The sequence below is a fragment of the Brevundimonas sp. TWP1-3 genome (assembly GCF_049896085.1).
Lineage (GTDB): Bacteria > Pseudomonadota > Alphaproteobacteria > Caulobacterales > Caulobacteraceae > Brevundimonas.
Genome location: NZ_JAFCTP010000001.1, coordinates 1,225,918 through 1,248,036, shown reverse-complemented (window position 1 = coordinate 1,248,036; position 22,119 = coordinate 1,225,918). Strand labels below are relative to the sequence as shown.

Here is a 22,119-nt window from a genome sequence, read left to right as displayed (position 1 = left end):
AAACAGGCGGCGGAAATGAACCCTCCGTCGCCTGCTTCATTTGATCACTCAAGCGGCCACTGAGCGCCGCATTCGGGTGCGACACGTTCGGCCGAGGCCTCAAACGACGGGGAAGAGACCGCATGGACGACGCCTATTCCACCCAACTGACCGCCGGCGAAACCGTCGAGGCTTCCGGCCTCGAACAGTTGATGGCTCTGAAGGACGGCGACACCTTCCTGGTCGCGGACGGCTGGGGCGACATGAAAGGCGGCGCAGACGGCCTGTTCGCCGACGACACGCGCGTCCTGTCGCGCTGGGCCATGACGGTCGGTCTGCAGAAGCCGTCGCGGCTGTCTTCTGGCGTCAGCCAGGACAACGTCTTCTTCTCCTGCCACACCACCAACCGCCCCCTGCCCCCCATGGGCGGCCGGTCCGCCCCTGCCGGCGTCTTGCATATCGAGCGGCGTCGCTTCCTTTGGGGCCGACGGATGTTCGAGCGCATCCGCATGGTCAATCACGGCGTGGAGGACATCCTTCTGCCGCTGGCCTTCGATTTCGGCGCCGACTTCGCCGACATCTTCCAGGTGCGCGGCACGCCTCGGGCCAAGCGCGGGACCATCCACACCCCGACCACTGACGGCCGCCGCGTCACCTTCCGCTATACCGGCCTGGACGATGTCGATCGTTCCAGCTGCATCGCCTTCTCCGAGCCCCCCGCCCGCCTGACGCACCAGCGCGCCGAGTTCATGTTCAGCCTGCCCAAGGGGCGCTCGATGGACCTGTTCATCGAATGCGGCGTCGATGCCTGCGAGACGCCGGACGCCGGGCGCTGGCGTCTAAACGCCGTCCAGGCGCGCCTGGCCATGCGCGCCAAGCGTCGGCGCGGCGCCTCGGTGCGCGGGCCGCGCAGCCCGCGGTTCAACGACTGGCTGGACCAGTCGCGGGCCGACATGGCGCTGCTGACCACCGACCTGCCGACCGGTCCGTATCCCTATGCGGGCACGCCCTGGTTCTCGACCCCGTTCGGGCGCGACGGCATCATCGCCGCCTGGCAGATGCTGTGGCTGGACCCGTCCCTGGCCAAGGGCGTCCTGACCTATCTGGCGTCGCGCCAGGCGACCGAGACCTCGCTGTTCCAGGACAGCCAACCCGGCAAGATCATGCACGAGACGCGCGGCGGCGAGATGAGCGCCCTGCACGAGGTTCCCTTCGGCCTCTATTACGGCGGGGTCGACACCACCTGCCTGTTCGTCGCTCTCGCCGGCGCCTACGCCAACCGCACCGGCGATCTGGACCTGATCCGCACGCTCTGGCCGAACCTGATCGCCGCCGCCGACTGGATGCGCGACTATGGCGACAGCAACAACGACGGCCTGATCGACTATCAGCGCGGCGCCGACACCGGCCTGTCCAACCAGGGCTGGAAGGACTCCGAAGACAGCATCTTCCACGCCGACGGCCGCTTCCCCAAGGGCCCCATCGCCCTGCTGGAAGTGCAGGGCTACGCCTTCGCCGCCTGGCGCGCGCTGGGCGACCTGGGCGAACGCCTGCACGACGACCGCGCGGCCGAATGGCGGATGCGCGCCGAACAGGTCCGCGCCCTGGTCGAGGACAAGTTCTGGATGGAGGACGAAGGCTTCTACGCGGTCGCTCTGGACGGCGACGGCGAGCAATGCCGCGCCATCGCCTCCAACGCCGGCCATCTGCTGTTCACCGGCCTGCCGTCGCTGGAGCGCGCGCGCCGCGTCACCAAACGCCTGCTGTCGGCCGAGTTCCGCACCGGCTGGGGTATCCGCACGCTGGAGCTGGGCCAGGCCCGCTTCAATCCCATGAGCTATCACAACGGCTCGGTCTGGCCCCATGACACCGCCATGGCCGCCGCCGGAATGGCCAACTATGGAGAGCGAGAGGCCGTCTCGGAAATCCTGGCCGAGATCTACGCCGCCGCGGCCCATTTCCACCTGCGACTGCCCGAACTGTTCTGCGGCTTCCCGCGCGAACCGGGCGAGCCGCCCATCGCCTATCCCGTCGCCTGCCTGCCCCAGGCCTGGGCGGCGGGTTCGGTCTTCCTGATGCTGCAAGCCACGCTGGGCCTGTCCATCGACGCCTGGACCGAGACGGTCGATTTAGCCGACCCCGTCCTGCCCGCCGGCCTGGACCGTCTGAGGATCACTGGCCTGGAGGTCGGCGGCTCCGTCGTCGATCTGAACATCCAGCACGCCGGCGGCCGCGCCGTCGTCATCCCCAATCATAAACAGGGCAGGGTCGCGATCCGCACCCTGCGGTGAAGACCAGGCTCAGGCCGCAGACTTCCTGGCCAGCCAGTCGCGCAGGGCCTGGTTCATGCGGGTCTGCCACCCGGCGCCGTCCTGCTTGAACGCCGCCAACACGTCGGCGTCGAACCTTATGGTGGTCGAGACCTTCTCCGCGCCCTTTGGGCGTCCGCGTCGGACCAGCGTCTCTCCGCGATGATGATCCGCCTTTTCGAACCAGGCGTCGTCCAGCTCGGGCGCGTCGTCAGGATCGACCCAATCGGTCTTCGTAGCGTCGCTGTTCACGGTCATTGGCCTTCCTCATCGAAATGACGTGGCGCGCTTCCCCGCGCGGCGTCCACACCAGAACCACCATCCGGTCCGTCAAACGCCCGATGGTGATCAGGCGTCGTTCTCCATAGTCTTGGCGATCATCCTCGAACGTCAGATGATCGCCGTCGAACACGGCCGCCGCCTGGGCGAAATCCAGCCCTCGCTCGGCCAAGGTGCGCTCGCGCTTGCTCGGATCGAAGGTGATGCGCACGGATTTTTGTTACTACAAAAATAGATCAGGTTCAACGGTCGCCCGATCCAGCGCCTTGGCGAACACCGTGGGCAGGGCCGCGCGCGCCGCCTCGACCGGCATCCAGCGCCAGGCGCCGTCCGCCTCGCCGCGCGCCGTCATCACCGTCAGGGTCAGGCTGAAGTGGGTGAAGACATGCTCGACCGCGCCGGCCTCACGCCAATCGGCCTCGATCGGCGCCGCCCCTGACGGCGCGTCCGTCGTCCAGTCGCTGGTCGGCAGGCCCAGCATTCCGCCCAGCAGCCCCTTGTCGGGCCGCGTTTCGACCGCCACCCGACCCTGATCGTCGACCAGCACATAGGCTGTACCTCGCCGGTGCGGCCGATCCGCCTTCTTGGCCTTCAGCGGAAAACGGGCCGGGTCGCCGCTCGCCAGGCCCAGGCATTCGCTCGCCACGGGACAGGTCCCGCACGACGGCGACTTGGGTCGGCACACGGTCGCCCCAAGATCCATTAACGCCTGCGCCCAGTCTCCGGGCCGCTGGTCGGTAACGAACAGCCCCCCCAGCCGCCTCAGTTCAGGCCGGGCGGCCGGAACCGGCGTCTCGACCGCGAACAGCCGCGCCATGACCCGTTCGACATTGCCGTCCACCACATTGGCCGCCCGGTCGAAGGCGATGGACGCCACCGCGGCGGCCGTATAGGCGCCCACCCCCGGCAGGGCCAGCAAGCCGGCCTCCGTATCCGGGAACACCCCGCCATGCTCGCCGGCCACCGCTCGCGCGCAGGCCAGCAGGTTGCGGGCCCGGGCGTAGTAGCCCAGCCCCGCCCAGGCCCCCATCACCTCCGCATCCTCGGCCGCCGCCAGGTCGCAGACCGTCGGCCACCGCGTGGTGAAGGCGTGGAAATAGGGCGTGGCATGCGGCACGGTCGTCTGCTGAAGCATGACCTCCGACAGCCAGACGCGGTAAGGCTCGGTCCGCGCCGCGCCCACGGCCGCCCGCCAAGGCAGGCTGCGCGCATGGGCGTCGTACCAGGCCAGCAGCCGGGATCGGATCAGGACGATGTCGGGAGAGACGCAAGCCATGGACCGGGCTATATAGACCCATGCGCCGCACGCTGCCCACAGACGCCGAGGTCCGCGAGATCCTGTCTCGCCGCCGCACTCGTCCGGTCCCCAGGCCGGCGCCGCGCGCGGGCAAGGCGCTGACGCCCCTGATCAAGAAGCTGGACGAGCAGTTCGGACGCGGCGCCGGCGCGCTGGAGCCCCGCTGGCGCGAGATCGTCGGCGACCGTCTGGCCCGCGTCACCCGCCCCCAGAAGCTGACCAAGGGCAAGGGCGGCCAGCCCGGCGTGCTGGAGCTGCGCGTCGCCGGCGCCGCCGCCCTGCTGATCCAGCATCAGTCGGAAGACATCCTGGCCCGCGTCAATCTGTTCCTGGGCGCCGGAACGGTCGATCGCCTGCGTATCGCCCAGGGGCCGGTCGCCCCCCTGAAAGAGGCCGCCTCGCGCCCCAAACGCAGCGCCAAGCCCCCGCCCCTGCCCGCCCAGGCCGAGGCCGATCTCGCCGCCTCCATTGCCTCCGCCCCCGACGATCTGCGCGCTGCGCTAGCCCGCCTTGGCCGCGTCGCCCTGTCACGTCACAACAGTCAAGATTGACAAAACTTCGCCGCACCTGTTCTCGACAAGTCTGGGGTTGCGCTGTTCCGGGGGAATCGCGCCACCATTCGCCAACGATCCGATCAAGGAAGTCCCATGGCCGACACTGAATCCCGCTTCGTCCGCATGAGCCGTCGTGCGGCCATCACCGGCGCCGCCCTGGCGACCATGGCCCTAGCCGCGTGCGGCGGCGGCGCAAAGGGTGCGGCAGAGGGCGACATGGGTCTGGGCGCGCCGGAAGGCGCCAAGGTCACCGTGGTCGAATACGCCTCGGTCACCTGCCCCCACTGCGCCCTGTGGCAGAAGAACACCTGGCCGGCATTCAAGGCCAAATACGTCGACACCAACAAGGTCCGCTACATCTTCCGCGAGCTGCCGACCCCGCCGGTCGACGCCGCCACCGCCGGCTTCCTGGTCGCGCGCTGCGCCGGCCCGGACAAGTATTTCGACGTCGTTCACCAGCTGATGGCGACCCAGCAGGAGATGCTGACCTCGTCGCCGCGCGACTGGCTGCTGCGCACCGCCCAGGCCGCCGGAATGTCCGAGCAGCAGTTCAACGACTGCGTCACCGACAAGGACGCCGTCGCCGCCATGGAAACCCGCGTCCAGGCCGCCCGCACCCAGGGCGTGACCGGCACCCCGGCCTTCTATGTGAACGACACCCAGGTCATCACCCCCGGCGGCGAGGGCGCAAGCCTGGCCGACCTGTCCACCGCCATCGACGCCGAACTGGCGAAATAAGATGATCCGCCGCGCCGCCCTCTCGCTATCGGTCTTCGTCGCCCTGGCCGCCGCGGGTCTGGCGGCGCCGGCCTTCGCCGCCGATGCGCCGCCGCCCGTCACGGCCCAGGACCATGTCCTGGGTCGCGCGGATGCGCCGGTGACGGTGATCGAATACGCGTCCTTCACCTGCTCGCACTGCGCGGACTTCCACAACACCGTGCTGCCGGCGTTCAAGGCCAAGTACATCGACACGGGCAAGGTCCGGCTGGTTCATCGCAACCTGCCGACCCAGCCCGCCAATGTCGCCGCCGCCGCTGCTGCTGTGGCCCTGTGCGCCGCGCCCGAACGTTACTTCGACGTGGCGGGCATCTTCATGCGCGACCAGGCCAATCTGCGCACCACGGGGCCTCAACCCTGGTTCGCAGCGGGCATCGCCGCCAGCGGCAAGACGCGCGAACAGATCGAGACCTGCCTGGAAGGCCCGACCATCCGCGCTGAACTGGACGCCCAGATCGCGGGCGCCGATGCGGCCGGCGTCACCGGCACGCCCGCCTTCTTCGTCAACGGCAAGCCCGTCGCCGATCCCTCGCTGGACGCCCTGTCGGCCGCCATCGACCCACTGCTTCGGTAGCCCTCGACGCCGATGCAGTTCCAGCGCCTCCGGCTCGTCGGCTTCAAGTCGTTCGTCGACCCGGCGGAGGTGCATATCGAATCCGGCCTGACCGGCGTCGTCGGCCCCAACGGCTGCGGCAAGTCGAACGTGTTGGAAGGCCTGCGCTGGGTCATGGGGGCCAACTCGGCCAAGGCCATGCGCGGCCAGGGCATGGACGACGTCATCTTCGCCGGCGCGGCGGGCCGCCCCCCGCGCAGTCACGCCGAAGTCAGCCTGACCATCGACAATGCTGCTCGCCGCGCGCCCCAGCCCTTTACCGACAGTCCCATGCTGGAGGTGTCGCGCCGCATCGACCGGGGCCAGGGCTCGACCTATCGCATCAACGGCAAGGAGGTGCGCGCGCGGGACGTCCAGCTGCTGTTCGCCGACGCCTCGACCGGCGCCAACTCGCCCGCCCTGGTGCGTCAGGGTCAGATCAGCGAGCTGATCGCCGCCAAGCCGCAGAACCGCCGCCGCATCCTGGAAGAGGCGGGCGGCGTCGCCGGCCTGCACACTCGCCGCCACGAGGCCGAGCTGCGGCTCAAGGCGGCCGAGACCAATCTCGACCGGCTGGACGACATCGGCCGCGAGCTGGAGACGGCGCTGAACCGGCTGAAGCGCGAAGCCCGCCAGGCCGAGAAATACAAGAAGATCTCCGCCGAAATCCGCGCCCTGCAAGCCGCCCTGCTCTACGTCCGCTGGAACGACGCCAGACTGGCCGCCGAAGCCGCCGCCGAGGAACTGCGAGACGCCGACCGTGCGGTCGCTGAAACCACGACCGCATCCGCCGCCGCACAGACGGCCGCCCTCGTCGCTCAGGAAGCCCTGAAGCCCGCGCGGGAGGAGGACGCCGTCGCCTCGGCCCTGTTGCACCGCGCCAGCCTGGAGCGTGACCGGCTCGACATGGCCGAACAGGCCGCCCGCGCCGAGGTGGACCGGCTCAAGGCCGAGGCCGCCCGCATCGCCGCCGACGTCGAGCGTGAAACCAACATGGCCGCCGACGCCCAGCGCGAACTGGACCGGCTGGACCACGAGCTGACCCGGCTGAAGGCCGAGATCGCCGCCGCCCCCGAACGCGGCCCCGAACTGGACAAGGCCCTGGCCGCCGCCGAGGACGCCCGCAAGGCCGCCGACAGCGAGGTCGAACGCCTGGCCGGAACCCTGGCCGCCGTCGAGGCGCGCGCCAACGCCGAGACGGCGCGCAAGCGCGATGCCGAAACCCGGCTGGCCCGCGTCACCGGCCAGCACGATCAAGCCCTGCGTGAACGCGAGGCTCTGGGTCCGTTGGAGACGCCCGAGCTGCAGACCGCCCGCCAGGCGCTGGAGACCGCCCAGGCCGAGCTGACCACCGCGCGCGAGGCCGTCGAGGCGGCCGAGGCCAAGCGCGGCGACCTCGCCCGCACCGAGCAGGAGGCGCGCACCGCCGCCCGCGCCGCCGAAGACCGGCTTGGGCGGTTGCAGACCGAGGCGCGCGGCCTGGCCCAGCTGCTGGTCACCGGCAAGCGCGACCATCCGCCTGCGCTCGACAAGGTCCGCGCCGACAAGGGCTATGAGGCCGCCCTGGCCGCCGCCCTGGGCGACGATCTGGACGCTGCGCTGGACGCCAAGGCCGCAGCCTATTGGGGCGGGGCGGACGCGCCCTCCCCGTCCTGGCCCGCCGGGGTCACGCCCCTGTCCGACCATGTTCAGGCGCCCGAGCAACTGAGCGCCCGCCTCGTCCTGTGCGGCGTCGCGTCCCACGGACAGGCGGCCGACCTCGTCAAGGCCCTGCCTCCCGGCGCGCGTCTGGTCACGACCGAAGGCGACCTCTATCGCTGGGACGGGTTCGTCAGCCGCGCCGAGGCGCCCCGCCCCGCCGCCGTCCGCCTGGCCCAGCGCACGCGCCTGGCCGAACTGGAGGCCGAGATCGACAAGGGCCGACCCGCCCTGGATCAGGCCCAGGCCGCCCAGAAGGCCGCCACCGACGCCTTCCGCGCCGCCGAGGAGGCGGTGAAGACCGCCCGCCTGGCTCCCTTCGCCGCCGACAAGGCCGTGACCGCCGCCCGCGACCGCGTCGAAACCCTGGCCCGCGACCAGGCCCGCCGTGAGGCCCGCGCCCAGGCCCTGGGCGACACCGTGACACGGTTGGCCGCCGAGGTGACCGAGGCTGAGGCCGCTTTGAACGCCGCCCAGACCACGGACACCCCGTCCGAGACCCTGTCGGGCTTGCGCGACGAACTGACCGCCGCCCGGGCCGCCGCTGATGTCGCCCGCCTCGCCGCCCAGACCGCCCGCTCGGATCGTGACGCCGAGGCTCGCGACCGCCAGGGCCGCGAGCAGCGGTTGGGCAGCCTGACACGCGCCCGCGACGGCTGGATCACGCGGTCAAAGGACAGCGCCGCCCGCGTCGCCGCCCTGGGCAAGGACGCGGACAAGACCGCCGCGCAGCTGTTACAGGCCGAGGTCGCGCCCCAGGGCTTCGCCGAACAGCGCGGCAAGCTGCTGGACACGCTGACCGCCGCCGAACAGAGGAAACAGGCGTCATCGGACGCGATGGCCGTGGCCGAAACCGCAGCGGCCGACGCCGACCGCGCGTCTCGCGCCGCCGAGACTGCGGCGTCCCAGGCGCGCGAGGCTCGCGCCGGCCTGTCCGCCCGCGCCGAGGCCGCCGCAGAGAAGCTGACCGAGGCCGAGGCCACCCTGCGCGAGACGGCCCAGATGTCGCCCGACGAACTGGGCCGCAAACTGACCGACGACGCCATCGCCCGCCCGCCCGACGCGGCCGGGGCCGAGAGCCTGCTCTACGGGCTGGAGCGGGAACGCGAGGCCCTGGGCGCCGTCAACCTGCGCGCCGAGGACGAGGCGGTGGAATACGGCGACCGGCTGAACAGCATGAAGTCGGAACGGATCGACCTGACCCAGGCGATCGCCAAACTGCGCGACGGCATCGACGAGCTGAACGCCGAGGGCCGCGAGCGGCTGGTCGCCGCCTTCGACGTCATCAACGCCAACTTCAAGAGCCTGTTCGAGGCCCTGTTCGGCGGCGGTCAGGCCGAGCTGAAACTGGTCGAGAGCGACGATCCGCTGGAGGCGGGGCTTGAGATCTACGCTTGCCCGCCCGGCAAGCGGCTGTCGGTCATGAGCCTGATGAGCGGCGGCGAGCAGGCCCTGACGGCGGCGGCCCTGATCTTCGGCGTCTTCCTGGCCAACCCTGCGCCGGTCTGCGTGCTGGACGAGGTCGACGCCCCGCTGGACGACGCCAACGTCGACCGCTTCTGCCGCATGCTGCACGAGATGCGCAGCCGCACCGACACCCGCTTCATCGTCATCACCCACAATCCGGTGACAATGAGCCGGATGGACCGCCTGTACGGCGTCACCATGCCCGAACGCGGCATGAGCCAGCTGGTCAGCGTGGACCTGCACCAGGCGGAGACCCTGGTCGCATGATCGCCCTACTGCTGGCCTTGCTGCTGACTCGGGCCGATCCCCAACTGGTCGAGACCGGCGTCGGCCGGTTCGCCATCTACGCCGACGTGGCGTCCATCGAACAGGACGGCGACATCGCCCATATGCGCGAGCTTCAGGTCACGGAGGCGGGGTTCAAGGTCGGGGACGTGACCTATGTCGGGGGCTGGTCGCGGTGGGCCTTCGACTGCCGGGCGAAGACAGCGGACCGACTGGACTTCGCATCCTTGAAGTCCGACGGGACCGAAGGTCCGGCGACGGCCGATCCAGCCCCGGCCTATGCCGCCGCGCCCGGCGGCGATGCGGCGGAGCTGCTGGCCGTGGCCTGTGGCGACAGGATCAGTCCCGAGACGCTCACGCTGGACGAAGCAATCCGTCGGGGCCAGGCGGCGTTGGCGGACTGACCGGCCTCTCCTCCCCCTGCGGCCACTCGATGCGGTCGCGCGGCAGGGCTTCGCGGCATTCGTCGCGCATGAAGGCCATCAGCTTCTCGCGGATTTCGCAGCGCAGGTCGAAGGCGACTGGGGCCGAGCGGGCGCTGGCCAGGCAGCGGACCTGAAGCACGCGTTCGGTGATGTCAGTCACCTGCATGACCTGGACGTCGCCGTCCCACAGTTTCGAGCTCTTCACGATCCCCTCGAACGCCTCGCGCAGCCGATCGATCGGCGCCTCGTAATCGACGTAGAAGAAGGCCGTGCCGATCAGCCGTGCGTTCTCGCGCGTCCAGTTCTGGAAGGGTTTGGTGATGAAGTAGGACAGGGGCAGGACCATCCGCCGCCAGTCCCACAGCTTGACCACCACATAGGTGGCGGTGATTTCCTCGACATTGCCCCACTCGTTCTCGACGATGACGGCGTCGTCCAGGCGGATCGGCTGGGTCAGGGCGATCTGGATGCCGGCGACCATGTTCGTCAGGATCGGCTGAAGGGCCAGGCCGGCGATGATGCCGACGACGCCGGCCGAGGCCAGCAGACTGACGCCCCACTGGCGGAAGCCGGCGATGGTCATCAGGGCCAGACCGACGGTGACGATGAACAGGACGACCTTGGCCACCCGCTGCAGGATGCGGGTCTGGGTCAGGTGTTTGCGGGCCAGCAGATTGTCTTCGACGGCGACATTGTACCGTTTGAGGTGCATCACCGACCACATGTCGAGCACGCCCGAGGCCAGCCAGCCCAGGGTCAGGACGAACAGGAACTGCAGGACGTTGCGGATGTCCTGGGACGGGCCGGGGTCCATGGGCGAGACGGTCACGCCGATGCCGACGCCGATGATGATGATCAGGACGCGCAGCTTGATCCGGGCGCGCTCGACCACGCCGCGCCAGAAGACGTCCTTGTTCTTGACGACGCGGCGCAGGATGGCGAAGGCGATCTTATGCGTCAGCCAGCCGCCGCCGACGAAGACCAGCAGAACCAGCACGACGACCGCCCATTCGGGCAGCCAGTCGAACCGATGCCAAAGGGCGCGGATCTGGCGGGTGACGGCGATGATTTCGGGAGGCATGGGCTTCCTAACGCATCAGGGGCGTTGCGGTTGACCTGCCGTCGCCTCGACCAGATCGGCCAGGCGCTGGGCGGCGTCGGGGATGGCGACGGAGCGGGCGGCGGCGGACATGGCGGACAGGCGGGCGGGGTCTGACAGGACGGCGGTCAGGACAGCGGCGAGGCGGTCGACGGTCAGGTCGTCTTCCAGAATGACCTCGGCGGCGCCGGCGTCCGTCAGGGCCTTGGCGTTCAGGCGCTGGTGGTCGTCGGTGGCGATCTTCAGCGGGATCAGAATGGACGGCAGGGCCGCCACCGCCAGTTCGGCGCAGGTCGAGGCGCCGGAACGGCCCACCACCAGATGGGCGCTGGACAGACGTTCGGCCATGTCGCGGAAGAAGGGGGCGACCTCGGCCTCGATCCCGGCCTCCAGATAGATCTGCTGCGCGGCCTCCAGCGTCTCGGGCCGCGACTGCTGTTGCACCTTCAGGCGACGGCGCAAGGCCTCCGGCAATGCCGCCAAAGCCCGCGGCGTGGTCTCGGACAGGATGCGGGCACCCTGGCTGCCGCCCGTCACCAGCACATGGATCGGGCCATTGTCGGCGGGGGCGACATAGGGGCGGTCGAACAGGGCGCGGATCTCGGCCCGCACCGGCGAACCGACGACGTGCGAGCGGCCCTGGACCTTGGCCGGCGCCCGCTCCAGCGACGGGAAGGACGAGGCGACCTGACCGACATAGGGAGCCAGGATGCGGTTGGTGCGGCCCAGGACCGCGTTCTGTTCATGGATCACAGTCGGCCGCTGGGACGTGACGGCCGCAACCAGGGCCGGCGCGGAAGGATAGCCGCCGAAGCCCACGACCACGTCGGCGCCCAGCCGGTCGAAGGCCGTGCGCGCCTGGACCACGCCCCTGAAGATGGCGACGCCCGCCTTGATCAGACCCAGCGGCCCGGAGCCGGTGGCCGCATCCAGCGCCAGCCCTTCCTCGGCCGGGAAGGCGTGGGCGTATTGCTCGCCACGGTGATCGGTCGCCAGCACCACCCGCCAGCCGCGCGCCGCCATCTCGCGCGCCAGGGCCTCGGCCGGGAACATATGGCCGCCGGTGCCGCCGGCGGCGACGACGCAGAGCTTGGTCATGGGGCGGGCTCCGAAAAAGAGGGTCTGAATAGTGCAATTCGTCTGAAATCCAGACGGCGGGGGCGCGAAAAACACCGTCTAAATAGTGCAATTCGTCTGAAATCCGTGGCGGGCGGGTGGGGTCGAGGATGGGTGGCCACAGGATCGCACGGTTTTGGGGTGTGGACAGGAGAAGGCGGCTGGTCAGCATCAAACGGTCGAAATTACTGGGATATATTTGGCTGAAATGGCGGATTGTTGAGGCCGGCGCCATCAGCGCGGTCAAAAGGTTCGTCACAACGGGCACGACGAGGTCACGGCGGACACGACGGGACCGTGCCGGGCCCAGAAATCTTGATGGCCTGCGGCGCGACAAAGCCGCAAATTGATCAATCGCCTGGACATGGCGCTGGGAGCCGACGCGGTTCGATCCCGTCGTGTTCGCTGTGACCTCGTCGTGGCCGTTGTGATGAACGCCTTCCAAGCCCGCATCACCCTAGCGGCGCCGAAGAGGATGACGAAAGGAAGTTAGAGCAACCGCCGTCCCCTGCCCGGCAGGCTGGCCCCCGGCTCATACGCGCCGGGGCGGCGCCGCGTCAGGGCCAGGGCGAAGCCCATGGTCAGGCCCATGGCCAGCATGGACGAGCCGCCGTAGCTGATGAAGGGCAGGGTCATCCCCTTGGTCGGGATCAGGTTCAGGTTCACCGCCACATTGATGCAGGCCTGAAGCCCGATCAACATGAACAGGCCCGCCGCCGCCGTCTGTTCGAACGGGTCGGTCAGCTTCATCGCCCGGCGCATACCCCGGATGACGATGAAGGCGTAGAGGCCGATCATGATCAGGCTGAGGATCAGGCCAAACTCCTCAGCGCCGACGGAATAGATGAAGTCGGTGTGCAGGTCGGGCACCCGGCGTTTCATCACGCCCTCGCCGATGCCGCGACCCAGCAGGCCGCCGGCGCGGATGGCCTCGGACGCGCTGTCGATCTGGTGGGTGTCGGTAGTCTCGGGCGAGAAGAAGCGGCTGAGGCGGTCGCGCATATGGCCGAAGACGAAATACAGCGATACCAGCCCCGCCATGCCCGCGCTGGCCAGGACCGCCATCCATTTGAACGGCACCCCCGCCATGAAGAAGACGGCCATGAAGGTGGTGGTGATCAACAGGGTCTGGCCGATGTCGGGCTGGATCAGCAGCAGGGAGACCGTCAGGGCGTAGAAGCCAAAGGCGATGGTGACGCCCGGCACCCCCTGCCCTTTCTGCGCCTCGGCGAACATCCAGGCGGCGAAAACGATCAGGCCGGGCTTGGCGAACTCGGACGGTTGCAGGCTGAACGGGCCGAAGTTCACCCAGCGGGCGGCCCCCTTCACCGTGTCGCCGATGAACGGCAGGGCCATCATGACCAGGATGGCCCCGAACAGGGCGAGGACCGCGATGCGGCGCACCCCGCGCGGCGACAGCAGCGAGCTGGTCAGCATCAGGCTCAGTCCCAGGCCCGAGAAGACCATCATCCGCCAGGAATAGTGGAAGGGGTCGGTGATCGATTCATCGGCTAAAATGGCGGCGGGGCTGGAGGCGAAGCTGAGCGCCACCCCCAGGCCCATCAGCGCCAGCGCCGCGCCCAGCAGGCCGCGATCCACGGTCCAGAACCACTGGGCTACGTGGCTCTGGTCGTTGCGCGAGAAGGCGGGGGTATAGGGGGCGCTCATGACCGATGTTCCGGGACGGCGCCGAGGGCCAGGACGGCAGCGCGGAAGGCTTCGCCCCGCGCCTCGAAGTCGGGATACTGGTCGAAACTGGCGCAGGCGGGGGACAAGAGGACGATCTGGTCCCCGCCGGCGGATGCGGCGTCGGCAGAGGCTGTGGCGACGGCGGCGTCCAGGGTTTTTGCGATGACGTGGGGGGTGTCAGCCAGCGTCGCGGCGAAGGCCTCGGACGCTTCGCCGATCAGATAGGCCCTGGTCACGCGCATAAAGAGGTCGGCCAGGTCGTCGATGCCGCCGGCCTTTGGCACACCGCCCGCGATCCAGAAAACGTGGGGGTAGGAGGACAGGGCCTGACGCGCGGCGTCGGCGTTGGTGGCCTTGGAATCGTTGATGAAGCGGACCGGGCCGAGGCGGCCGACGGCCTCCATGCGGTGGGCCAGGCCGGGGAAGGACAGCAGGCCGGCGACGGCGGTGCGCTCCGAGACGCCAAGATTGAGGGCGGCCAGTAGAGCAAAGGCTGCATTCTGAGCGTTATGCTTACCGGGAAGCGATTTGGCTTGGGTCAGATCCACCACATCGCGAAAGACATCACCGTCTTCAAGAGCTAGCTGCCCAGCGATCAGATGCACGGCGGAATCAGCGTCCTCGCGCATAGAAATCGGGGCTGCAACACGCCCGTTGTCGATGAGATTTTCCCATATGAACTGCCCTTCGGGCTCATCCACACCGATCAGAGGAAAAGTGTCGGGAGATTGGAAGATCCGCGCCTTGGCGGCGACATAGCCCTCCATGCCACCGTGGCGGTCCAGGTGGTCGGGGCTGATGTTGGTCAGGATGGCGACATCGGGGGCGAAGGTCGCAGTCAGGTCCAACTGGTAGCTGGAGACCTCGATCACATAGACGGCGTCGGGCGTCGGCGCCGGCAGAGCCAGGACGCCGATGCCGATGTTGCCACCGACATGGACCGTCAGCCCCGCCGACTTCAGCACCCAGCCGATAAGGGCGGTGGTGGTGGACTTGCCGTTCGTGCCGGTGATGGCGACGACGCGAGGGCGCTGGTCTTTCGGCAAGGCGGTCAGGGCGCGGGCAAACAGTTCGACGTCGCCGATGACGGGGACGTTGGCGGCGCGGGCGCGGTCGACCGTCCAATGCGGTTTGGGATGGGTCAGAGGCGCGCCGGGCGACAGGACCAGGGCGGCGAAGGCGGGCCAGTCGGCCGTGGTCAGGTCCTCGACCGTGAAGCCTTCCGCCTCGGCCTGCATCCGCCCCGAGACGCCGTCGTCCCACAGGATGGGGATCGCGCCCCCGGCCTGGAGCGCGCGCGCGGCCGTGATCCCCGACCGTCCCAGGCCGAAGACCGCGACCCGCCTGCCCTCAAAGCCGGGAACGGGGATCATCGGATCAACGCAGCTTCAGCGTGGACAGGCCCAGCAGGGCCAGGGCGCCGGCGATGATCCAGAAGCGGATGACGACGGTGGATTCCGGCCAGCCCATCTTCTCGAAATGGTGGTGGACCGGGGCCATCAGGAAGATGCGTTTCTTGGTCAGCTTGTAATATCCAACCTGGATCATGACCGAGGCGGCCTCGGCGACGAACAGGCCGCCGACGATGCCCAGCACCAGCTCGTGCTTGGTGGTGACGGCGATGGCGCCGAGCGCGCCGCCCAGGGCCAGCGAGCCGGTGTCGCCCATGAAGATCTTGGCCGGAGGGGCGTTGTACCAGAGGAAGCCCGCGCCCCCGCCGATCATGGCCGCGCAGAAGATGGCCAGCTCGCCCGCGCCTGGCACGTGGTGGACCTGAAGATACTGGGCGAAGACGAAGTTGCCGGCGAGGTAGGAGATCACCCCGAAGGCGCCGGCCGCCATCATCACCGGCACGGTCGCCAGGCCGTCCAGACCGTCGGTCAGGTTCACCGCATTGGAGAAGCCGACGATGGTGAAGGCCGCGAACGCCACATAGAACCAGCCGATGTTCAGCAGCACGGCCTTGAAGAACGGAAACGCGATCGAGGTCTCAAGACCCGGCGAGGTCGGCGACACCGTCATCCACAGCACGGTCAGGACTCCGGCGACGACGGCCACGACCGTCTGGGCCAGCAGCTTCTGCTTCGAGGTCAGGCCGGCCGAGGTCTGTTTGGTCACCTTGGCGTAGTCGTCGATGAAGCCCAGCACGCCGAACGCCGCCGTCACGAAGCTGACGATCCAGATGTAGGGGTTGGTCAGATCGCCCCACAGGAAGACCGCCACGCCGATGCCGGCCAGGATCATCAGCCCGCCCATGGTGGGGGTGCCGACCTTGGACAGGTGAGACACGGGGCCGTCGTCGCGGATCGGCTGGCCCCGGCCCTGTTTGGTGCGGATCCAGTTGATGAAGCGGCTGCCCATGGCGACGGCGACGATCATGGCCGTGGCCATGGCCAGGGCGACGCGCACGGTCTGATACTGGACCAGGTTCAGCAGCGGATACTGGTCCGCCACGTCGGCGTAATAGAGGTACAGAAGATAGAACATTTCGGTTCCCTATCGCGTCGCGGGCGGCGTGTCGCGGCCTTGCAGGTCGGCCAACGCTTTTGCGACCAGCGACGCCTTGGACCCGTTCGAGCCCTTGACCATGACGATGTCGCCGGGCGCGACCAGCATGACCGCCTCGGCCGCCAGTTCCGCCGCCGTCGCGCGCCAGACGCCGCGTCGCGAGACCGGCAGGGCGTCATACAGCCAGCGCATCTCTGTACCGGCGACGTGGACCAGATCGAGGCCTGCGGCGTCGATGGGGCCGGCGAGGCCTTCGTGCAGATCACGGCTCTGGTCGCCCAGTTCCAGCATGTCGGTCAGCACCACGACGCGGCGCCCCGAGGTCGTGCGGGCGCCCAGAGTCTTGAACCCGGCGGCCATCGACAGCGGATTGGCGTTGTAGCTTTCGTCGATCAGGGTGAAGGCGCCGTTCGGCGTCATGACCGTGCGCGTCTGGCCGCGACCGGCCAGCGGCTGGAACCCGGCCAGGGCTTCGAGGCCGGTATCAAGCGACACGTCCAGCGCATCGAGCATCAGGAGGACGCACAGGCTGTTCAGGCCCCAGTGGGCGCCGGACTGGGCCAGTCGGTAGTCGATCCGCCGCCCGAACAGTTCGGCGGCGACCGATGCGCCCTCGGCGTCCGCACGGAAGTCCAGCAGGCGGGCGTCATGACCGGCGTCCGAGCCGAAGGTCAGCAGGCGGGCGCCGACGGATCTGGCCACGTCGCACAGGGCGTCGGCGAAGGCCACGTCGCCGTTCGCCACGGCCGCGCCGCCGGGGACCAGGCCCTGGAAGATGGCCGCCTTTTCGCGCGCGACGCCGGCCTCGCCGTCGGCGAAGGCCTCGATATGGACCGGGCCGACGGTGGTGACGCAGGCGGCGTGGGGGGCGACGAAGCGTGACAGGGGCGCGATCTCACCGGGCGCATTCATGCCGATTTCGAACACGGCGCGCCGGGTCTCGACCGGCATCCGGGCCAGGGTCAGAGGCACGCCGATATGGTTGTTATAGCTCTTTATCGAGCCATGTGCGGAGCCGGCGAGGTCCAGGCCGGCCTTGATGGCCTGGGTCACGCTGGTCTTGCCGACGCTGCCGGTGACGGCGCCGCGTTTGACATGGGGCGCGCGTTCGCGAGCGGCGACGCCTAGGGCTTCCAGGCCGTGCAGGGTGTCGGTAACGACGACATAGGAACCGCCCTCGACCGGATGTTCGACCAAGGCGGTCGCGGCGCCGGCGGCGAAGGCGCTGGCGGCGAACTGATGCCCGTCGCGTTCGCCCTTCAGCGCCAAAAACAGGTCGCCGGGGACGATCTCGCGGCTGTTGTAGGTCACGCCCGTGATGGGGCGGTCGTCGCCATGCAGCACGCCGCCCGTGGCGGCGGCGACTTCGGCGGCCGTCCAGAGCGGGCGGGCGGTGGGTTCAGGCATGAAGAGACAGGGCCTCGGACGCGACGGTGGCGTCGTCGAAGGGGTGGGTCACGCCCGCGACGATCTGACCCTGTTCATGCCCTTTTCCGGCGATGACCACCACATCCCCGTCACGCATCATTTCGACGGCGGCTTCGATGGCGGCGCGGCGATCACCGATTTCGAGGCCGTCGGAGCAACCGGCGCGGACCTGGGCGCGGATGGCGGCGGGATCTTCCGAACGCGGATTGTCATCGGTGACGATGGCCACATCGGCCAGACGCCCGGCGATGGACCCCATCAGGGGCCGCTTGCCGCGATCCCGGTCGCCGCCCGCGCCGAACACCACGATCAGTCGGCCGGTCGCGTGGGGACGCAGGGCGTTCAGCACCGTCTCCAGACCGTCGGGGGTGTGGGCGTAGTCGACATAGACCTCGCCGCGCCCTGTCTCGGCCCCACCGATGCGTTGCAGGCGTCCCTGGGCGCCGGTCAGGCCTTCCAGAGCGCCGATCACGGCGTCGGCGGGATCGCCCGCTGCGATGCACAGGCCCGCCGCCACCAGGGCGTTCGAGGCCTGGAAGGCGCCGGCCAGCGGCAGCAGAATCTCATGCACCTGGCCGCGCACGTCCAGGGTCAGACGCTGGCCCTCCGGCGTCGCGCGACGGCCGATCAGGGCCAGGTCGCGCCCGCGCTCGCCCACGCCCATAACGCCCAGGCCCGCCATGATCGAGGCCGAGGCGAAGGCGGAATAGGCGTCGGAATCGGCGTTCAGAACGGCGGTGCGGCCGCGCGGCAGCAGGGTCTCGAACAGGCGCATCTTGGCGGCGCGATAGTCCTCCATCGTGCCGTGATAATCGAGGTGGTCCTGGGTCAGGTTGGTGAAGGCGGCCGCCTTCAGCGCCACCCCGTCCAGCCGGCGCTGGTCGATGCCGTGCGAAGAGGCCTCCAGCGCGACGTGGGTCACGTCCTTAGCGGCCAGTTCGGCCATCAGGCGCGCGGCCTCGGCGGCGTCGGGGCTGGTCAGGCCGGGGCCGGTCAGGGCGTAGGTCTTGGCGCCCTTCTGGCCGATGACGCCGAGGGTGCCCATGCTGGCCGACTTGTGGCCGATGCCGGCCCAGATCTGGCGGCAGAAGGTGGCGACCGAGGTCTTGCCGTTGGTGCCGGTGACGGCGACGCAGGTCTTGGGCTGGACGCCGTAGAAGCCGCGCGCGGCGATGGCGTAGGCCCGGCGCACATCGCCCGAGGTGACCAGGACCGGCGCGGCGCCGTCCGGCGTATCGGTCGGGGCCAGGACCGCAGCGGCGCCTTGCGCCAAGGCCTGGGGGATGAAGGCGCGGCCGTCGGCGGCCGTGCCCGGCAGGGCGACGAACAGGGCGCCGGGGGCGACCTTGCGGCTGTCGGCGGTCACGCCGGTGATGATGGGGTCCGAGGACACGTCGCGGCGCAGCAGGTCGGACAGGTGAAGGGCGCTCACAGGCCGTCCCCCGCCACGTCCTGATATTCCGGCACCTTTTCGCCGGTCGCCGTGCGCCAGCGATCCTCGCGGCGCTCGACGCCCAGGAAGCCGGCGATGCGGTCGGCGATGTTCTTCACGGCCGGCGCGGCGACATAGGCGCCGGTCTTGGGATAGGTCCCCGGCTCGTCCATCACGATCAGGATGGCGTAGCGTTTGCCGTTCAGCGGGCCGTCGACGGGGAAGACCGCCGCGAAGGAGCCGAGCGCGTGGCTGGGGTCGTAGCGACCGTTGACCAGCTTGTTGGCCGAGCCGGTCTTGCCCCCGACCCGCAGACCCGGCGCGTCGGCGAACCCGCCCGAGCCCTTGACGACATTGCGACGCAGCAGATCCAGGATGGTGCGCGAGGTTTCCTCGGTTACGACCTGCTGGGGCTGGGCGCCGCGCGCGCCGCCCTTGCGCAGGGACAGGGGGATCATCCGCCCGCCATTGGTCAAGGCGCCCATGGCCTGAACCATCTGGGCCGGGGTGATCATGATGCCGTAGCCGAAGGACAGGGAGGCCAGGGTCGAGTTGTCCCAGCGGCGCGGCACGACGGGCTTGGCCGATTCCTTCAGCTCGATGGTCGAGGCGTCCAGCAGGCCCAGGCGGCGGAAATAGTCCCGCATCGTATCCGGTCCCATCTGCACCGCCAGTTGCGAGGTGCCGATGTTGGAGGAGTGCAGATAGACCTCCTCCAGGGTCATTACGCGGTTCTGGGCGTGGAAATCCTTGATCTTGCGGTCGCCGATCTGGAAGGCCTGGGACGCGTCGAACAGGGTGTTCATGTCGGCCCGGCCGGTGTCGAGACCGGCGGCGACGGTGAAGGTCTTGAACACCGACCCCATCTCGTAGTGGCCCGAGACGGCGCGGTTCAGCGTCGCGCCGTCGGGGGCGGCGTTGCGGTCGGCGGAGTTGAAGGTCGGCCAGCTGGCCATGCCCAGGACCTCGCCGGTCTGGACGTCGGTGACGATGCCGACGGCGCCCTTGGCCTGGGCCTTGATGGCGGCGGCGGCCAGTTCGTTTTCCAGCACGCCCTGGACGCGCAGGTCGATGGACAGGGGGAAGCTCTCGCCGCGCTGCCCCGCCGAACGGATCTCGTCGTTGAAGGCCAGTTCGGCGCCGGACACGCCCCGCCCGCCCGTGTCGGCGTCGCCGATCAGGTGAACGGCCGAGGTTCCCAGCGGATAGGCGCGGCGGTCTTCAGGTTCGAACGTCACCCCGCCCAGGGCCAGGTCGTGGACGGCGGCCTTTTCCTGGGGCGTCAGACCGGTCAGGGCGATGAGACGACGATCGCTGGCCAGGACGCGCTTCAGACGCTCGCTGGAGATACGCGGCAGGGCGCGGCGAAGCTGGCGATAAGCCAGGTCGCGATCCCAGATCTGGGCCGGGTCCAGATAGAGGCCGTAGTGGATGATGTTGGTGGCCAGCAGCTCGCCGTTGCGATCCGTCAGGTCGCCGCGCACCAGGGCGTTCGGATTGACGCCCGATCCGCGTCCGTTCGCCTCTGCGAACAGGGCCTTGTACGAGGCGCCGACGGCCAGGGCGCCGAAGACGCAGGAAAAGACGATCAGGATCAGGAAGATGCGGACGCGGGTGTCCTCTTCCGGCCGGGCGTCGGCGCGGGCGCGCTCGAACCCGTGCTCCAGACGCCAAATCAGTTCCGACAGCCAGCGCCAGAAGGGCGACAGGCGGCCCTGAAGATCGACGCCCGGCGCGGGGCGGTGATAGCGGTGGTCCTGAACGCTCATTGCGCCGGCTCCGGCGCGGAAGCGGCGTCTTCAGCGATGACGGGGGCCGCAGCGGGGGCGACGGCGGGGGTCGCGGCTGCGGTCGAGGCCGGGGCCGGCACGGGCTTCAGCTCGGTCAGCTGAGCTTCCTTGGCCTGACGATGCACGTCCACCGGCGCCATGCCGATCTGGCGCGACAGGGCCTCCAGACGCGCGGGCTGTTCCAGGCGGGCGACCTCGGCGCGCAGCAGGCGGACCCGCTGGCCGTTCTCGCGGATATCCTGCTCCAGCTGGGCGATGCGGCTGCTCTCGCGCGCCGCCGCTGCCTTGGCCGCATAGACCGACACGATCATGACCGCGACCAGGGCCACGCCGATGATCTCGATCCAGCGCACGCCGCGCACCTTCCAGTCGAACAGGCGCTGAAGGGCGGTGCGGGAATAGGTGAAGAAGGGCGCCGTGGTCATGCGGCCCCACCAGAAATCTTGCCCCAGGCCGGGGCGTCAGTGCGGACAGCGGCGCGCAGCTTGGCCGAACGGGCGCGGGGATTGGTCGAACGCTCTTCGTCGCCCGCCTCGCGTGCGCCCTTGAACTGAAGCGTGAAGCTGGGCTTGCGCGGATCGACGGCCATGGGGGCGTGACGCGAGCCGGCGGGGCTGTTGCCCGTGCGCTCGGTCATGAAGGCCTTGACGATCCGGTCCTCCAGCGAATGGAAGGTGACGACGGCCAGACGCCCGCCGGGGGCCAGGGTCGCCTCGGCGGCCTCCAGACCGCGCTCCAGCTCGCCCAGTTCATCGTTGACCGCGATTCGCAGGGCCTGAAAGACCCGCGTCGCCGGATGGATCGGCGCGCCTCGACGGCCGCCAAGGGCTTTCTCGACGACCTCGGCCAGATCCAGGGTGCGGGTGAAGGGCTGTTCGACGCGGCGGCGCAGAATGGCGGTGGCGACGCGGCCCGACTGACGCTCTTCGCCATACAGTTTGAAGATATGGGCCAGGGGGCCGTGGTCCCAGCCGTTGACGATGTCGGCGGCGGTCGCGCCGTCGTCGGACATCCGCATGTCCAGCGGCCCGTCGCGCATGAAGGAAAAGCCGCGCTCGGCCTGGTCCAGTTGCATCGAGGAGACGCCGATGTCGAAGACGGCGCCGTCCAGCTTTGCCTTGCCGCTGTCGGCGAAGGCTTGGGCCAGACCCGAGAAAGCGTTGCGGATCAGCTGGAACTGACCGGGGAAGTCATTGGCGACGGCGTCGGCGTGGGGCTGAACCGTCGGGTCGCGATCCAGGCCGACGACCTGGGCGCCGGTCTTCAGGATGGCGCGGGTATAGCCGCCGGCGCCGAAGGTGGCGTCGATCACGACATCGCCGGGCGCAGGCGCCAGGGCCTCGATCACCTCGGCCAGCAGGACGGGAGCATGGGGCGCATTGATGGAGGCGTCGG

At 69.4% G+C, this 22,119-nt stretch carries 19 protein-coding genes; 6 read left to right on the top strand and 13 right to left on the bottom strand.

The window, feature by feature from the left end:
- Positions 1-122: 122 nt before the first annotated feature.
- Complete coding sequence (locus ACP693_RS06280; protein ID WP_426018093.1) at positions 123-2,270, top strand: glycogen debranching N-terminal domain-containing protein; 2,148 nt, start codon at positions 123-125, stop codon at positions 2,268-2,270.
- A gap of 9 nt (positions 2,271-2,279) precedes the next feature.
- Here ACP693_RS06280 and ACP693_RS06275 read toward each other — a convergent pair whose 3' ends face one another.
- From ACP693_RS06275 to mutY, 3 genes are read right to left on the bottom strand one after another with little or no spacing between them, the layout of a single operon-like run.
- Entirely contained in the window at positions 2,280-2,546 is a 267-nt protein-coding gene (locus ACP693_RS06275; RefSeq protein ID WP_426018095.1) for a BrnA antitoxin family protein, read from the bottom strand.
- Positions 2,500-2,778: a BrnT family toxin gene (locus ACP693_RS06270; protein WP_426018096.1), complete on the bottom strand. Its 279-nt coding sequence runs from the start codon at positions 2,776-2,778 to the stop codon at positions 2,500-2,502. The genes ACP693_RS06275 and ACP693_RS06270 overlap by 47 nt, the downstream gene beginning before the upstream one ends.
- Before the next feature lie 12 nt (positions 2,779-2,790).
- Complete coding sequence (gene mutY / locus ACP693_RS06265; protein WP_426018097.1) at positions 2,791-3,843, bottom strand: A/G-specific adenine glycosylase; 1,053 nt, start codon at positions 3,841-3,843, stop codon at positions 2,791-2,793.
- Positions 3,844-3,863: 20 nt separating this feature from the next.
- On the opposite strand from mutY, the gene ACP693_RS06260 reads away from it, so the two are divergent.
- From ACP693_RS06260 to ACP693_RS06240, 5 genes are all read left to right on the top strand, one after another.
- Entirely contained in the window at positions 3,864-4,415 is a 552-nt protein-coding gene (locus ACP693_RS06260) for a DUF721 domain-containing protein (RefSeq protein WP_426018098.1), read from the top strand.
- 96 nt (positions 4,416-4,511) lie between these two features.
- Positions 4,512-5,156: a DsbA family protein gene (locus ACP693_RS06255; RefSeq protein ID WP_409713369.1), complete on the top strand. Its 645-nt coding sequence runs from the start codon at positions 4,512-4,514 to the stop codon at positions 5,154-5,156.
- 1 nt (position 5,157) lies between these two features.
- Positions 5,158-5,769 carry a thioredoxin domain-containing protein gene (locus ACP693_RS06250; protein ID WP_426018099.1) on the top strand — a complete coding sequence of 204 codons (612 nt, stop codon included), beginning with the start codon at positions 5,158-5,160 and terminating at the stop codon, positions 5,767-5,769.
- Between the two features lie 12 nt (positions 5,770-5,781).
- A complete protein-coding gene (gene smc / locus ACP693_RS06245) occupies positions 5,782-9,219 on the top strand; it encodes a chromosome segregation protein SMC (RefSeq protein WP_426018101.1) in 3,438 nt (1,145 codons plus the stop codon).
- Positions 9,216-9,641, top strand: coding sequence for a surface-adhesin E family protein (locus ACP693_RS06240; protein WP_426018102.1), 426 nt, complete (start codon positions 9,216-9,218; stop codon positions 9,639-9,641). The genes smc and ACP693_RS06240 overlap by 4 nt, the downstream gene beginning before the upstream one ends.
- Here ACP693_RS06240 and ACP693_RS06235 read toward each other — a convergent pair.
- The 10 genes from ACP693_RS06235 to rsmH form a co-directional block, all read right to left on the bottom strand.
- Positions 9,592-10,743, bottom strand: a complete 1,152-nt coding sequence (locus tag ACP693_RS06235; RefSeq protein WP_426018103.1) for a mechanosensitive ion channel family protein — start codon at positions 10,741-10,743, stop codon at positions 9,592-9,594. The genes ACP693_RS06240 and ACP693_RS06235 overlap by 50 nt on opposite strands.
- Before the next feature lie 15 nt (positions 10,744-10,758).
- Complete coding sequence (gene murG, locus ACP693_RS06230) at positions 10,759-11,859, bottom strand: undecaprenyldiphospho-muramoylpentapeptide beta-N-acetylglucosaminyltransferase (protein ID WP_426018105.1); 1,101 nt, start codon at positions 11,857-11,859, stop codon at positions 10,759-10,761.
- A gap of 507 nt (positions 11,860-12,366) precedes the next feature.
- On the bottom strand, positions 12,367-13,545 hold the full coding sequence (locus ACP693_RS06225) for a peptidoglycan glycosyltransferase FtsW (protein ID WP_426018107.1): 1,179 nt from the start codon (positions 13,543-13,545) through the stop codon (positions 12,367-12,369).
- Positions 13,542-14,939, bottom strand: coding sequence for a UDP-N-acetylmuramoyl-L-alanine--D-glutamate ligase (murD, locus tag ACP693_RS06220; RefSeq protein WP_426018109.1), 1,398 nt, complete (start codon positions 14,937-14,939; stop codon positions 13,542-13,544). The genes ACP693_RS06225 and murD overlap by 4 nt, the downstream gene beginning before the upstream one ends.
- Before the next feature lie 4 nt (positions 14,940-14,943).
- A complete protein-coding gene (gene mraY / locus ACP693_RS06215; protein WP_426018111.1) occupies positions 14,944-16,053 on the bottom strand; it encodes a phospho-N-acetylmuramoyl-pentapeptide-transferase in 1,110 nt (369 codons plus the stop codon).
- 9 nt (positions 16,054-16,062) lie between these two features.
- Positions 16,063-17,481 carry a UDP-N-acetylmuramoyl-tripeptide--D-alanyl-D-alanine ligase gene (locus ACP693_RS06210; RefSeq protein ID WP_426018113.1) on the bottom strand — a complete coding sequence of 473 codons (1,419 nt, stop codon included), beginning with the start codon at positions 17,479-17,481 and terminating at the stop codon, positions 16,063-16,065.
- Positions 17,474-18,934 carry a UDP-N-acetylmuramoyl-L-alanyl-D-glutamate--2,6-diaminopimelate ligase gene (locus tag ACP693_RS06205; RefSeq protein WP_426018114.1) on the bottom strand — a complete coding sequence of 487 codons (1,461 nt, stop codon included), beginning with the start codon at positions 18,932-18,934 and terminating at the stop codon, positions 17,474-17,476. Before ACP693_RS06205 ends, ACP693_RS06210 begins: the two co-directional genes overlap by 8 nt.
- The gene (locus ACP693_RS06200; RefSeq protein WP_426018115.1) at positions 18,931-20,703 is read right to left on the bottom strand and encodes a peptidoglycan D,D-transpeptidase FtsI family protein; all 1,773 of its coding nucleotides are present in this window, start codon (positions 20,701-20,703) and stop codon (positions 18,931-18,933) included. The genes ACP693_RS06205 and ACP693_RS06200 overlap by 4 nt, the downstream gene beginning before the upstream one ends.
- On the bottom strand, positions 20,700-21,149 hold the full coding sequence (gene ftsL / locus ACP693_RS06195) for a cell division protein FtsL (RefSeq protein ID WP_426018118.1): 450 nt from the start codon (positions 21,147-21,149) through the stop codon (positions 20,700-20,702). Before ftsL ends, ACP693_RS06200 begins: the two co-directional genes overlap by 4 nt.
- Entirely contained in the window at positions 21,146-22,108 is a 963-nt protein-coding gene (gene rsmH, locus ACP693_RS06190; protein ID WP_426019620.1) for a 16S rRNA (cytosine(1402)-N(4))-methyltransferase RsmH, read from the bottom strand. Before rsmH ends, ftsL begins: the two co-directional genes overlap by 4 nt.
- Positions 22,109-22,119 lie beyond the last annotated feature (11 nt).

Bases quoted from the DNA above. Each gene is read 5' to 3' on its own strand.
- ACP693_RS06255 (WP_409713369.1), top strand. From the start codon at position 4,512: ATGGCCGACACTGAATCCCGCTTCGTCCGCATGAGCCGTCGTGCGGCC.
- mraY (WP_426018111.1), bottom strand. From the start codon at position 16,053: ATGTTCTATCTTCTGTACCTCTATTACGCCGACGTGGCGGACCAGTAT.
- ACP693_RS06260 (WP_426018098.1), top strand. From the start codon at position 3,864: ATGCGCCGCACGCTGCCCACAGACGCCGAGGTCCGCGAGATCCTGTCT.
- ACP693_RS06275 (WP_426018095.1), bottom strand. From the start codon at position 2,546: ATGACCGTGAACAGCGACGCTACGAAGACCGATTGGGTCGATCCTGAC.
- ACP693_RS06235 (WP_426018103.1), bottom strand. From the start codon at position 10,743: ATGCCTCCCGAAATCATCGCCGTCACCCGCCAGATCCGCGCCCTTTGG.
- ACP693_RS06240 (WP_426018102.1), top strand. From the start codon at position 9,216: ATGATCGCCCTACTGCTGGCCTTGCTGCTGACTCGGGCCGATCCCCAA.
- murG (WP_426018105.1), bottom strand. From the start codon at position 11,859: ATGACCAAGCTCTGCGTCGTCGCCGCCGGCGGCACCGGCGGCCATATG.
- murD (WP_426018109.1), bottom strand. From the start codon at position 14,939: ATGATCCCCGTTCCCGGCTTTGAGGGCAGGCGGGTCGCGGTCTTCGGC.
- ACP693_RS06250 (WP_426018099.1), top strand. From the start codon at position 5,158: ATGATCCGCCGCGCCGCCCTCTCGCTATCGGTCTTCGTCGCCCTGGCC.
- ftsL (WP_426018118.1), bottom strand. From the start codon at position 21,149: ATGACCACGGCGCCCTTCTTCACCTATTCCCGCACCGCCCTTCAGCGC.
- smc (WP_426018101.1), top strand. From the start codon at position 5,782: ATGCAGTTCCAGCGCCTCCGGCTCGTCGGCTTCAAGTCGTTCGTCGAC.
- ACP693_RS06200 (WP_426018115.1), bottom strand. From the start codon at position 20,703: ATGAGCGTTCAGGACCACCGCTATCACCGCCCCGCGCCGGGCGTCGAT.
- ACP693_RS06280 (WP_426018093.1), top strand. From the start codon at position 123: ATGGACGACGCCTATTCCACCCAACTGACCGCCGGCGAAACCGTCGAG.
- ACP693_RS06210 (WP_426018113.1), bottom strand. From the start codon at position 17,481: ATGCCTGAACCCACCGCCCGCCCGCTCTGGACGGCCGCCGAAGTCGCC.
- mutY (WP_426018097.1), bottom strand. From the start codon at position 3,843: ATGGCTTGCGTCTCTCCCGACATCGTCCTGATCCGATCCCGGCTGCTG.
- ACP693_RS06225 (WP_426018107.1), bottom strand. From the start codon at position 13,545: ATGAGCGCCCCCTATACCCCCGCCTTCTCGCGCAACGACCAGAGCCAC.